General features: G+C 63.3%; 9 protein-coding genes. 8 read left to right on the forward strand and 1 reads right to left on the reverse strand.

The window, feature by feature from the left end; all coding sequences use genetic code 11:
• Positions 1 to 139: 139 nt before the first annotated feature.
• The 7 genes from BLS52_RS07350 (at position 140) to BLS52_RS07380 (ending at position 10,467) form a co-directional block, all read left to right on the forward strand.
• The gene (locus tag BLS52_RS07350) at positions 140 to 1,582 is read left to right on the forward strand and encodes an HNH endonuclease signature motif containing protein (RefSeq protein ID WP_090585561.1); all 1,443 of its coding nucleotides are present in this window, start codon (positions 140 to 142) and stop codon (positions 1,580 to 1,582) included.
• A gap of 75 nt (positions 1,583 to 1,657) precedes the next feature.
• A complete protein-coding gene (locus tag BLS52_RS07355; protein ID WP_090585563.1) occupies positions 1,658 to 4,516 on the forward strand; it encodes a PD-(D/E)XK nuclease family protein in 2,859 nt (952 codons plus the stop codon).
• Complete coding sequence (locus BLS52_RS07360; protein ID WP_090585564.1) at positions 4,513 to 7,806, forward strand: UvrD-helicase domain-containing protein; 3,294 nt, start codon at positions 4,513 to 4,515, stop codon at positions 7,804 to 7,806. Before BLS52_RS07355 ends, BLS52_RS07360 begins: the two co-directional genes overlap by 4 nt.
• A 51-nt stretch (positions 7,807 to 7,857) precedes the next feature.
• Positions 7,858 to 9,528 (forward strand): NERD domain-containing protein, encoded by a 1,671-nt coding sequence (locus tag BLS52_RS07365; protein ID WP_090585565.1) that lies wholly within the window; start codon positions 7,858 to 7,860, stop codon positions 9,526 to 9,528.
• A 9-nt stretch (positions 9,529 to 9,537) separates the two neighbouring features.
• Complete coding sequence (locus BLS52_RS07370; RefSeq protein WP_090585567.1) at positions 9,538 to 9,894, forward strand: hypothetical protein; 357 nt, start codon at positions 9,538 to 9,540, stop codon at positions 9,892 to 9,894.
• Positions 9,895 to 9,958: 64 nt separating this feature from the next.
• On the forward strand, positions 9,959 to 10,210 hold the full coding sequence (locus tag BLS52_RS07375) for a type II toxin-antitoxin system Phd/YefM family antitoxin (protein ID WP_090585569.1): 252 nt from the start codon (positions 9,959 to 9,961) through the stop codon (positions 10,208 to 10,210).
• Positions 10,207 to 10,467: a Txe/YoeB family addiction module toxin gene (locus tag BLS52_RS07380; RefSeq protein WP_090585570.1), complete on the forward strand. Its 261-nt coding sequence runs from the start codon at positions 10,207 to 10,209 to the stop codon at positions 10,465 to 10,467. Before BLS52_RS07375 ends, BLS52_RS07380 begins: the two co-directional genes overlap by 4 nt.
• 28 nt (positions 10,468 to 10,495) lie before the next feature.
• Here the strand turns inward: BLS52_RS07380 and BLS52_RS07385 are convergent, their stop codons facing one another.
• Positions 10,496 to 11,980: a PucR family transcriptional regulator gene (locus BLS52_RS07385; RefSeq protein WP_090585572.1), complete on the reverse strand. Its 1,485-nt coding sequence runs from the start codon at positions 11,978 to 11,980 to the stop codon at positions 10,496 to 10,498.
• A gap of 95 nt (positions 11,981 to 12,075) precedes the next feature.
• On the opposite strand from BLS52_RS07385, the gene BLS52_RS07390 reads away from it, so the two are divergent.
• Positions 12,076 to 12,831, forward strand: a complete 756-nt coding sequence (locus BLS52_RS07390) for a 5-oxoprolinase subunit PxpA (protein ID WP_090585573.1) — start codon at positions 12,076 to 12,078, stop codon at positions 12,829 to 12,831.
• Positions 12,832 to 12,865 lie beyond the last annotated feature (34 nt).

The raw sequence follows: 12,865 nt of genomic DNA on the forward strand, positions 1-12,865 counted from the left end.
GTGGTCACTGCGCGCAGCCGTCAACAGCCCCGCGCCACCGTGGAAGCAGTGCGCCACTGTGGAAAACCAGTGCGCCACTCCTCCTCCACATTGGCGATTAACCGTCGCGCTTCGAACCTTTGTTCGATAACTTTTATCCATGGCCACCGCACTCCACGAGCACCAGCTGCAGGAACCCTCGCAGCTGCAATCATTGCGGACGGACCTTCAAGCGTTCAGCGAAGAGTTCGCTGACGGCTTTCTCCTCAGCACACGCGGGAAAACCGCGGCAACGCTGGTGGACATCGAGCACCTTGCGAAGCTCATCGATCATTTGCAGGTACTTGCCGTTTCCGCAGTCGTCGGCCATGACATCGCTGCTCTCGGCGAGCGCGATTACCAGCAATCCACGCCTTCACAGGACTGGAATGTAGAGGCCTCGGCACCGGAGCGCACCGTGCAACCTCTGTCGGTCCACCGGAACACCGCAGAGTACTTGCGCGCAAAGCTTGGGATCAGCCGGAGCGAGGCGAACCGCCGTTTGCGCCTCGCTGCGAACATCATGCCTCCAGGTTCGGGACCCGGTGTGCTCGCTGAACCGAAGCTGGCTGTACTCGCGGCCGCGTTCCGTGCAGGGTCCCTGAGCATGCGGGCGTCCACCGTCATTTGTGACGCGGTTGAGCGTGTGCGGCCCGTCGCCGATCACAACCAGCTGGATGCAATGGAACGGCATCTCACCACGCAGGCTGTCGAATCGGATGAAGACACATTGCGGGTACTCGCCCGCCGCTGGGAGAACACGCTCGATCAAGACGGTCAGGAACCCACCGACAAAGTGCTCGAGGCACGGCAGGGGGTATTCCTGCACGGACGGCGCAACGGCCTGCACTTTCTGGAGATCGGCGCCACGGATGAACAGTTTGAACACCTCTCCACCGTGATGAACACGGCAGCCAATCCGCGGGTTGTGGCTGAGGCTGAGAAGGGCGTCGGGGCGGACACCCTGGAACCCCAACCGACCCGGGCACAGAACCTGCTGATCGGCCTGGTTTCGGCCTGCCGTATTGCTCTGGCCGGTGATGGCCTCCCTGCCTCGGGCGGACACCGGCCGCAGGTCATGGTGACCATCAACTACCGCGATCTCCAGGCTGACCTCAGCAACGCCGGTCACGCCGTCTTTGCCCACCAGTTGAGCAACCGCAGCATCCGAAAACTGGCCTGCGATGCAGACATCATCCCGGTGATCCTCGGCGGCGAAGGCCAGATTCTTGACCTTGGGCGTGCCAAACGCCTTTTTCCGGCCTATCTGCGGCGGGCACTCGTTGCACGTGACAAGGGCTGCGCGTTTCCGGACTGCACCGTCCCGGCAACCTGGTGCGAAGCCCACCACATCATCCCGTGGGCAGCCGGGGGGACAACGTCCCTCAGGGAGGGCGTCCTGGTGTGTTCACGGCATCACCACGTCCTCCACGACGGGGAGTGGACTGTGGAATCCATTCACGGGGTTCCGTGGTTCAGACCACCCAAGTACCTGGACCCAAACCGCACCCCGCGAAGGAACTCGTACTGGCGCGTGGAGGAACTGGTTCAGCAGCAACTGTAGGGGTAAACCCAGCGGAAAATCATTACTGTCAGTGCCCCCTGTTATGTTGAGAATCACAGAAATCCAGGGGGCACCATGACCATTCAAACCACCGGATCCGTAAGCGAAGCTCTCGGTCTCCTCGAAACGCGGATTGCAGAGGCAAAAGCTGCAGATCCACTTGCGCCCATCACCATCATCGTGCCCTCCCACGCTGCGGGGTTGGACGTCACCCGCTACCTCGGACGGACACTGAATTCAGGGGCTGGCAGCGTCGGCGTCCGTGCCTTCACCCTCAAAGACCTCGCCACTGAGCTGGTCGCCGCGGATCCCTCGCTCATCGAACGGTCGCCCCTGACTCCGTCCATTCGCCAAGCCGCGATTAGCCGCGCGCTCTCTGAAGCCCCCGGAGACTTTGAACAGGTCGCTGACCAGCCCGCAACAGCGCGAGCCATCACACGCACGGCGCCGCTGCTGGACTCCATTGCAACGCATCACGACGCCGATATGCCTGGCCTCGTGCGTGAAGTGCTCCGCATCCACCGCACAGCAATGGCCGGCCTCGAAGATCGTTGGTTCACCGACCACTACATGTTCGAGTGCGCGGGCCGCCGTCTCCGCGACCCGGGTACCGCCCGGCGGCTGGGCACCCTCATCGGTTTCATGCTCGGAGCACAGCTGCAGCCCGCGGTAGCGGCTTTCCGGCGGCAGGTCGAAGAGGCTGGGCTGCACCACATCCAGGCCACCGGCACGTTCAATGAAAATACCTCTCTGCTCAGCGCGTCCGACGCCGACGACGAGGTGCGCACGGTGGTACGCCTCGTCATCGAGCGCCTCCGCGCAGGCGTCCCCGGCCACCGCATCGGCGTTTTCCACTCCACCGCCCACCCCTACCGTGCGCTCCTTACGCAACGGCTGGATCAGGCGGGCATCACCTTCGTGGGTCCTGCAGCCCAGCGGCTGGCCGACGCTCCGCTTGCACGCGGGCTCCTTCAACTGCTCACGCTTGACCCGGACGAGCCGGACGTCCGCACCATACTGAACGTGCTCGCCGAAGGAACACTGGTCTGGCACGGCCACGATTTGCCGAGCAGCACCGTGTGCGAGCGCCTCCACACCAACCCTCCCTCGGAAGAAGATGACGACGACGAGCCGGACGAGCGCCTCGCCGCGAAGCTCGAGCAACTCGCACTGTTCCGCACATTTGTGGATGCTTTGGGGGCCGGCGTCCGTCGCGTCTCTGAGGCTGCCTCCTGGCGTACTGCAAGACTCGCGCTCGGCGCTCTGCTGAGCGACTTCATGGGACCGCGCAGCACGAACGAACTACCGGCCAAAGCGGCAGCCCGGGCCGCACTCCTCGACATCATCCACTCTCTCGGAAACCTTGACGGCATCGGACCGGCACCCCGTCCCGCATTCATCCGAAGCACCCTGGAAGACAACATCACCGCCAAAGGAGGCTGGACCGGAAAAAGCGGCACCGGCGTGGTCATCGGCGGATATGCGGACGCGGTCGCGCGTGATCTCGACGCCGTCTTCCTCATCGGTGCCGCCGAAGGACTGGCACCGGCACGCATCCGTGAGAATCCGCTGCTCCCGGACTCGGTCAGTGAGGCCATCGGCGGTGACCTGCTGACGGTTGACCAGCGTGCCAGGGTTGCCAAAGACCAGTTCCTCTCCGCACTCGCCGCGGGCAGGTTGCGGGTGATCCTCACACCGCGGGGGGACCTGCGCGGCTCAGGCGACAAGTTGCCCTCTCGTTGGCTTCCTCCTGAACCGACAAGCATGAAGTCGTTTGCCTACGGCATCGAACACGGCTCTCCCACCATCGCCAGTGCAGGCAGCTCCGCTGTCGCAGCCACGGGCCAGGAGTGGCGGCTACGCCACCTCCTCACCCCCGGGCACGGCATCCGTGCGCTTGGTGAGGATGACGTCCTGCATCGCGCTGTCACGGCCACCCGTGACCGGCGCACCGGGGTGTTCTCCCGATACACCGGGAATCTCAGCGCCTACGCCGGGGAGATTATTGAGGAGTCGAAAGCCCTTTCACCCACCCGGTTGGAAGATTGGGTTCACAGCCCCTTCAGCTTCTACCTCAAGCATGTGCTGAAAGTGAGCATCTTCGAGGACGTCGAACTCGAAGTACAGATCAACGCCATGCAGCGGGGCAATCTCGTGCACAAGGTCATGGAGGACTACGTCCGGGAGATTACCGTGCAGCAGCGTGGGCGCTCTCTCGACCGGCTGATGGAATTGGCTGAGGCAGCGTTCGCTGAGTTCGCCAACCCGGCATGGCTGCCGCACGTCTGGGAACAGAACCAGGCACGGCTGCGCCAGGACTTCCGGCGACTGTTCGAGAAAGACGGCGAGACGGCACTTGACGGTTGGGACTACCGGGATGCTGAAGCGCCGTTCGGCATGGATGAAGTCACGCTTCCGGTTGAACTTGAGCTCGAAGACGGCACCGTCTTCCGCTTCCGGGGCAAGGTGGACCGCATCGACCTGCATCGGGACGGCCGGATCCGCGTCGTCGATTACAAGACCGGCAAGCTGGACAAGTACAAGGATCTGAGGAAGCACCCCACAGCCTACGGAACCAAGTTCCAGCTGCCCGTCTACGGCCTGTTCGCGCGGTCATTGGCGGAACACACATCCGCGGATGTGAAGGCAAGCTACTGGTTCACCTCCCGGGCAGGCAATTTCGAGGAGATCGGCTACTCGGTCACCGAGGAGGTCGTCGACCAGCTGAGGAAAGACGCCGGGCTCATCATCTCAGCGATTCGGGATGGAGTCTTCCCCTCCAAGCCCGAACCCGAACAGCACATCACCCGCGACCGTACGGCGGTGACCTTCACCTCGCTGGCCGGCCAACTGGGTATGGATCAGCACTGGGTCGAGCTGCAGAACGCCCCAGAGCTTGTCCGTTACGCACAACTCTTGAAGGGTGAAAAATGAGCGCCGATGTCCTCGAACTCTCCGATCAGGCGGACCGTCTGCTCATTGAGGAAAAACTGGACGCGAATGTCTTTGTGGAGGCCGGAGCAGGCAGCGGTAAAACTCACGAGCTGGTCGAGCGAATCTGTGCAATGGTCGACGACGGCACCGAGCTGAAATCCATCGCCGCCATCACCTTCACGGAGAAGGCCGCCGGTGAACTGCGAGATCGGGTGCGCCGGAAACTCGCAGCAGACAAGACAGACCTGCGCGTCCGTGCCCTGGACCAGCTGGACACCGCGCCCATCGGGACCATCCATTCCTTCGCGGCACGGGTGATCAGCGAACATCCGATCGAGGCCGGCGTTCCGCCCCTCATCACGGTCGTTGATGAGCTCCGTTCCCAGATCGCGTTCACCCGGCGCTGGGAAACCATCCGGCAGAAACTGTTCAGCGACCCTGGCCTCGACGCTGCGTTGCGCATCCTGCTCGCCGTCGGCGCGAAGCTGGACCAACTGGAGAGTGTCGCAGCAGCTCTGGACGCCAACTGGGACCGCCTGGAGATCCACCCGCCGCAGCCGCGCCCGATCCCCGCGGTGGACCTCGGTCCGCTATTGCGCCAGACAGCGGAAGTCCTGGAGCAGGCCACACACTGCAAAGACCCGAAGGACAAACTCGTTGCTGCTTTTGAAAGCATCAAGTCCTGGCACGGTCAGCTCGAGAACGTCAGCACCGCTGAGTTGGCGGCAGTGCTGGACATCCTGGATTCCGTTCCGCAAAAGGGCTTCAGCTACGGGGCTGCAGGCAACTGGGGAGTCCCCCTCGCCGGCGTCCGTGAGTCCTGCAAGGATCTCGCTGAACAGGCCCTCGCCCTGCGCAACAGTTTCGTGGCACCGGCGGTGGATACCGTCACCGCTGCCATGGCCGGGTTGATCGTGGAGGCGGCCAGGGAACGTCAACGCACCGGTGAGCTTGAGTACAACGATCTCCTCATCCATGCGCGGGACCTGCTGGTCGGCACCGACCAGCGCACCGTCGACGTGCACCGCGCGCTGCATGAGCGCTACCGCTGCATCATGCTCGACGAGTTCCAGGACACCGACCCCGTTCAGGCTGAGATCGCCACCCGAATCGCAGCCAGGGAGGTCTGCGGGAACGACGGGTGGAAACAGCTGGAGGTGCCGCCCGGACGGCTGTTCACGGTGGGGGATCCCAAGCAGTCGATCTACCGCTTCCGCAGGGCCGACATCGCCACCTACCTCGACACCCAGCACCGCTTCACACATTCGGAACACTCACGCGTCGCCACGCTCCGGACCAACTTCCGCTCGACGGGCCGGCTCCTCGAATGGATCAACTCGACCTTCAGCACCCTCATCCAGGAAGACGGCCACATCCAGCCGCCCTACCAGGCCCTCACTCCAGATCCACTGCGGCCTGAATGGGACAGCGCCGCCGGTCATCCGGTGTCGATTCTTGGACGCAACGGCGCAGTCGCAGGAGAATCCGGAAAGGTGACCGCGGAGCAGATGCGACAGCAGGAAGCCGCAGATGTGGCAAAGGCAATCCTGTTGGCCACCGGACAGTCGGGACAGACCGCCTGGCAGAAGCAATCCAAGCGGTCAGACAAGCCGAGCGAGAACTTTGCGCCGAGTCGGATCCGATTGAAAGACATTTGCATCCTTTTGCCCACCCGAACCGCGCTCGCCGCGCTGGAAGACGCGCTCGACGACGCCGGTATTGAGTACCGCGCGGAAGCTTCCTCCCTGGTGTATTCAACGCAGGAAGTAAACGACCTGCTGCTGGCACTGAAAGCCATCGCCAACACTGCCGACGAAGCCGCGCTGGTCCTCTGCCTGCGCTCCGCTCCGTTCGGTTGCGGTGACGACGAATTGTTCGAATGGAAGCGGGCCGGAGGCCACTGGAACCTCCTGGCGCCGGCTCCGGAAGATCTTGCCGAATCAACGGTCGCTCACGGAATGCAGTACCTGAAGCAGTTGTGCCGGGAAATTAGCATCCTCACCCCCGCAGAGCTCATGGACCGCATTGTCACGGAACGCCGGATGATGGAGACCGCCATCGCATCCCCCCGATACCGGGATGTGTGGCGCCGGCTCCGTTTCGTCATCGACCAGGCGCGGGCCTGGACCGAAGCAACCCATGGCAGCCTTCGGGATTACCTGGTGTGGGCAGGAACGCAGCAGGAAGAGAACACCCGGGTACGTGAATCCGTAGTGCCGGAAACCGACGTGGACGCTGTCCGCATCATGACAATCCATGCCTCCAAGGGCCTGGAGTTCCCGATGGTCATCCTCGCCGGAACCGGTTCCAGCCCACGCCCGGCTAACGACGCCGCACTGTGGGACGCTGACGGCCAGCTGCACGTTTCTCTCGTCAAAGCGATCAGATCCGGCGGCTATGCAGACGCCCAAATGGTTGAGAAACGGTTCGACGAGGCAGAACGGTGCCGTCTGCTGTACGTGGCCTGTACGCGCGCGGAGAGCCATCTGGTGGTCTCCCACTACGTCCATCCCAGTGCAAAGGACAGCCTCGGACAACACCTCAAGAACGCCGATTGCCCCTCCGTGCCGTCTCTTGAGCTGCCTGCGGAGCCAGGTGCCCATGAGAAGCCCTACAACTCCGTGGAACCTGTCGGATCGTGGGCGGAGTGGCAGCAGGAAAGCGAGCGCTGGCAGGAACAATCGGCAGTCGTCTCCACTACGTCGGTCACCGCGATAGCGAAGGGTAAGGGCGGGCCTGTCACCGGCCCACCGGCTGAGCCGCTCCTCCGGTTCATCCCACTCGATGACGAGACTCTGCCCGCGCCCGCCGCTCCGGATGCCGAACACGGCGCTGTGTACGGCACAGCGATGCACCGTGTCCTGGAGCTCAGCGACCTGCAGGAATCCGCTGACGTGGAGGCGATTGCAGACAGTGTTGCCCGGCTCTCACTGGGGGTCGCTCCGGTGGCACTGGCCGCCAACGCCCGCGCTGCACTTGCCAGTGAACCGGTCCGGCGCGCGGCGCAGCGGGAACGGTGGCTTGAGCTCCCCGTCGTAGCGCCGTCCGGCGGGGTGACCGTCGAGGGCGTCATCGACCTGATGTACCGCGAGGATGACGGCACCCTGGTCATCGCCGACTTCAAGACGGACAAACAGCCGCAGGAGGAAACCATCGCGGCCTACTGGCGCCAGCTTGAAACCTATGCCGCGATGATCCAGCGGATCACCGGGCAGACCGTCGGCGAGCTCGTGCTGATCTTCTGCCGGGAATCGGGAGCCGAAGCGCGCCGCCGGGGAGCAGCGTCATGAGCCCGACCGCTACCCCGACCCCGCGACATGAGCGGCGGGAGGCGAGAAACGATGCGCTGCATACCGGAACAGCCGGCGTTCAGTGACGGACAGGCTGCCGAGCGGGCAGTGTGGCTGAAGCTTCGTGCGAGCCTGCCTGACGACGTCGTGCTGGCGCATTCCGTGCAGGTGCGCCACGGGCGCGCCGAACATGAGATCGACATCCTCGTGTTGTGGCCCGGGGTCGGATTGGCCGCTATTGAAATCAAGGGCGGGCTTGTCGGCGTGGAGCGTGGCCAGTGGTGGCAGTCAGGCGGAAAGAATGGCAAACACAACATCCAAAGTCCGATCGCCCAGTCCCAGAGCTCCGCTCATGCGTTCAGAAAATGGATCTCGGACGAGCTCGGAAGTCCGCTGACCAGCCGGCTTGTCTACATGGCGTGTTTCCCGTACACGGCTGTGGCAGAGGCCTGGAGCATGGCCGGCTGTCCTCGCGAACTGATCCTCGATCAACAGGACCTGCTATCGCCCGCCGAGAAGATCCGCCATGCCATCGAGGTGGAGGGTGCTGGAGCTGTTTCCCTGGCTAGCACTTATCTGGAGCGCATTGCCCGCCGTCTGGAGGGCACGCTCGAGCCGGCGGGCACTCCCGAAGGAGAAGGAGAAGACTTCCAGAACCTCCTGACCGAACGGCAGTCGACGCTGCTGCAGGCAACCCGCGATCTTCCGCGCATCCGGTTCACCGGAGGTGCCGGAAGCGGGAAAACCTGGCTCGCACTCGCCAAGGCGCAGGCACTGTGCAGCCAGCGCAAGCGGGTCGGCGTTTTCTGCTACAACAAAGGGCTCGGCCGGTACCTGCAGAATGAGGTGGAGAGCTGGCGTTCAGCAAAGCCGGCGTTTACCGGCGAATTCCACGAGTACGTCCGTTCGCTGGGCATACCGGACGGCAGCGGCCAGGCTTATTTCGATGAGGATATGCCGCGCATGCTCAAGAAACGCGCCGCCCTGCTTTCACCCGACCAGAAGTTCGACGCCATTGTCATCGACGAAGCACAGGACTTCGCTCCGCTCTGGTGGGAGGCTCTCCTTGCATGCACCAAAGAGCCGGACCGGTCAGAGGTGTATGCCTTCATGGACGACCGCCAGGACGTCTATCGACGCTGGGGCGGTTCACATGATGGGGTGCACGGACCAGCTGCAGAACTGACCCCCATCCACGTCGATGACAACCTGCGGAATACCCGCCGCATCGCGGAAACCTTCAAAGGGTTCGCGGGAGAGCACTTCACGCCGCGCGCGGGCACCGGGCTGCCGGTGCGGCGGGTCGAGTGTTCAACCGAGGATGCACTCGGGGTTGCCGAAGACTGCGTGGACGCCCTCATTGCGGAAGGTTGGGCGAACAACCAGATAGCGCTCCTGACCACCCGCCACCGCCATTCCATCCATCAAGACCACTTCGACAGCGGCACCCTCGAAGAATATTGGCGGGAATTTCACGCAAACGAGGGGGAATTCTACGGACACGTACTTGGGTTCAAAGGGCTCGAGCGCTCCGTGGTGATTCTGTGTGTCGACGGGTTCAAAGAGATGGACCGCGCTCAGGAACATCTCTATGTGGGTCTATCGCGGGCGCGAAGCCTTCTCGTTGTCGTCGGAGATCCCGCGCTGCTCGCTGAGATCGGCGGCCGCAGGCTGGAGCGAGCGCTCTCACAAACGGTGAAGTGGGAGCTTCCTTCCCCCTAAGCTGGTGCCATGGAATTCCTGCGCAACCTGCTCCTCGTCCTGCACTTCGTCGGTCTCGCCGCGATCCTCGGCGGTGTCATTGCCCAGATCCGCAGCATGCGTACCGGCGGGGCCGTGGTCACCCCGGGCATCATGCACGGCAGCTGGCTACAGCTGATCACCGGGCTGGGACTGGTCGGCGTTCTTGAAGCCGGTGACCTGGCGGAAGTCGACAACATCAAGATCGGAGTGAAGCTCCTGGTGATGATCGCCGTCGTCGTACTGGCCTTTCTCAACCGGAGGAAGGACGCGGTGCCGTCGGGCATCCTCGGTGCGATTGGCGGGCTGACGCTGCTCAACATCATTGTGGCGGTGTTCTGGGGGTAGGCTCCTGGGCCGTTGCCCGCAAGGAGGTAGCGGACGTACAATAATACGTACGTAAGGAGACGCAATGAAGACAATGACCTACTCGGAATCCCGGGCCAACTACGCGGCAACGCTCGACTCGGTGCTGGACGACCGCGAAGAAATTGTCATCACCCGTGCCGGCAAGGATCCCGTGGTGATTGTTTCGTTGGACGATTACCAGTCGCTGAAGGAGACTGCGTACCTGCTCCGCAGCCCTGAGAACGCCCGGCGGCTTCTGGGTGCTATCGAGAACCTCGAACGCGGTGAGGGCACCGAACATGATCTTGTCGAATGAAGCTGCTCTGGGATGAAGCCGCCTGGGAGGACTACCTCTGGTGGCAGACCGAGGATCGTAAGATCCTCAAACGCATCAACAGCCTGATTCATGACGTGCAGCGGAATGGAAACGAGAGAATCGGAAAGCCGGAGCCCCTGAAGCACGGCTTCCAGGGTTACTGGTCGCGGCGAATCAATGACGAGCACCGGCTGGTCTACAAAGTTGCGGAAGGTGAAATCCGTATCGCGCAATGCCGCTACCACTACAGCCGGTGACGGCTTTCGGCGGCACGTAATCCTCCGCCTACGTCTCGAGAATCCGCAGAGCCATCAGGCACGTAGCCTGACCCTCCAGCGTGTTTAGCCGAAGATTGAGCAGCCGCTCAAGTTTCGCCAGACGCTGGGCCAAAGTGTTGCGGTGAATGAAGAGGTTCGCACAAGCGCGTGAGGGCTGACCGTCATGCGCCAGGTAGGTCCGAAGCGTATGCATCATGTGCCCCGTGTGCTCATGATCGTAGGCAATGACCGGCGCCAGCAGCTTCTGGGCGCTCGTCCGTGCACCCCGCGTCACGCTGGAAGCCACCAGTGCGCCGATCGCGAGTTCAGGAGCCAGCGTGGGCTGCGACACGGCGGTCACCATCTCACCGGCCTGGTGGACTCCCAACCGAAACTCGTCCACGCTGTTGCACGGCCCTTTCACCACCAGCGGCTGCCTCGGCATTTCCTGCCGGAGGCGGCGAAGCAGCGGTTTCAGAACGCCGCCGGAGGAGTCAGCGCTTGGTATTGGAACCTGCGCAAAGGAGTATAGAGTTCCCGCTCTGACCACCAGCCTCACGTCCTCGAACAGCTCATGGAGGATCAACCGTAGCCGCCACGCGTGGGAGAGGTTCGCGTGTCCCGCCGTCGCCGTGACCACATAGGTGTCCCCCGCTGGATCAAGCCCGGTGGCCGCAAAACCACGGCTGAACTCTTCCAGGGCAACACCGTTCCAGTCCGGAACCATATCCAGAAGCCGCTCCAGTTCCTGCTCCCGTTGGGACGCCGAGTTGAGTGCGGTCTGGAGTTGCACTGCAATGATCGACGCCGCCGGGCCCAGGAGCGTGGCCACCGGGTGCTCAGCCGAACTGCCCCTGGCCACCAGATGGAACGAGTCACCTCCACCCATGGGCAGTGGAACAACTCCTTCGCGACGCCCGGCAGCCACCCCCTCCAGATCGGAGTGCGTCCAGACTCCGCTCGCAGGGAAACTGGCAATGACGGCTCCGCTCACGTCGAAGATCGCCAATTCCGCCCCGGTCTCTTCCGCGAGCGCGCCGAGGATCTCGCCGAGGCTTGCTCCGGATGCCGCCAGACCCGCACACATTTCGGCGAGCTCCCACGAACGGGTGGTCGACGCGAAGTATTCGCTCTGCAGCACGTTGGTGACGTGCCGGTGCACCTGCAGGAACGGCACCACCCTCGGTATCTCGAGTAACGGCATCTCCTGTTCCGTGGACGCGCGCACCAGCCCACGCGGAACCAGCCGGTGCGCTGTGCCCGTTCCGAACGCAATGGCCGACACACGCGCAGCAACAAGCCGCTCCACATAAGCGGCCCACGTGCGCTCATCCTCCACATTGAGCCCGATCCCGTTGGTCAAAAGCAGGACGTTCGGGCTGAGGAACGGCGTGGGATCCATGATCTCGGTCGGGGCACACCAACTGATCTCCTGGGCCAGCCGCTCCACGCTCGACGGCGTGTGTAGACGCAGTTGCAGGGAGTCAGCTGCGAGAAGGTCTGCGACGATCATGGAACACAGCAGGTAGGCATCTGCACATTCTACGGCGAATGAGACAGCCGGTTGCCCACTATCCTGCACCGCGCTGCAGCCCTAGGCTGAACCGCATGACTGAAACCGTGACCGGCACCACACGTGCCACCACCCTCACTCTCAACTCGGACATGGGCGAATCCCTGGGCCTGCACTCCTTCGGCAATGACGCCGAGCTGATGGACATCATCGATGTCGCCAACGTCGCCTGCGGATTCCACTCCGGAGACCCGGACACCATGGCGGCAACAGTGGCGGCTGCCCGCGACCACGGCGTCCGGGTCGGGGCGCATCCAGGCCTGCCCGACGTCGTCGGCTTCGGCCGCCGCGAAATGAAACTAACCCCCGAAGAGGTTGAAAACCTGCTGCTGTACCAGGTCGGAGCGTTGAGTGCCTACCTGCGGCAGGCGGACGTGGAATTGAACCACATCAAGCCCCATGGCTCGCTCTACGGCATGCTGGCCCGGGACGCTTCGCTGATGGAAGCGGCGGCACGGGTAGCCACCCTGTATGACGTTCCCTTCTATGGTCTGGCCGGCACCGAGCACCAGAAGGTGTGCGAGCGCGCAGGCGTCCCGTTTGTCGCCGAACTCTACGTGGACCTGAACTACGACCCTGCCGGTGAACTGCTCATCCAGCGGCGCCCCGAGCCCACCGACCCTGCAGCTGCCGGAGAACGGGTGCGGCGGGTTCTTGACGATGGGAAGGTCGAAGCTTCCGACGGCACGCTCCTTGATATCGAGTTCCAGAGCATCTGCGTCCACTCCGACGCTCCGAATTCGGTCGCCGTCGCTCAGGCAGTCCGCGACGAGCTGTCCGGCACCAACTGATTTCCGCAACTCCAGCACCGTCCAGAAAGGACAA

The organism is Arthrobacter subterraneus (assembly GCF_900099735.1).
Lineage (GTDB): Bacteria > Actinomycetota > Actinomycetes > Actinomycetales > Micrococcaceae > Arthrobacter_D > Arthrobacter_D subterraneus.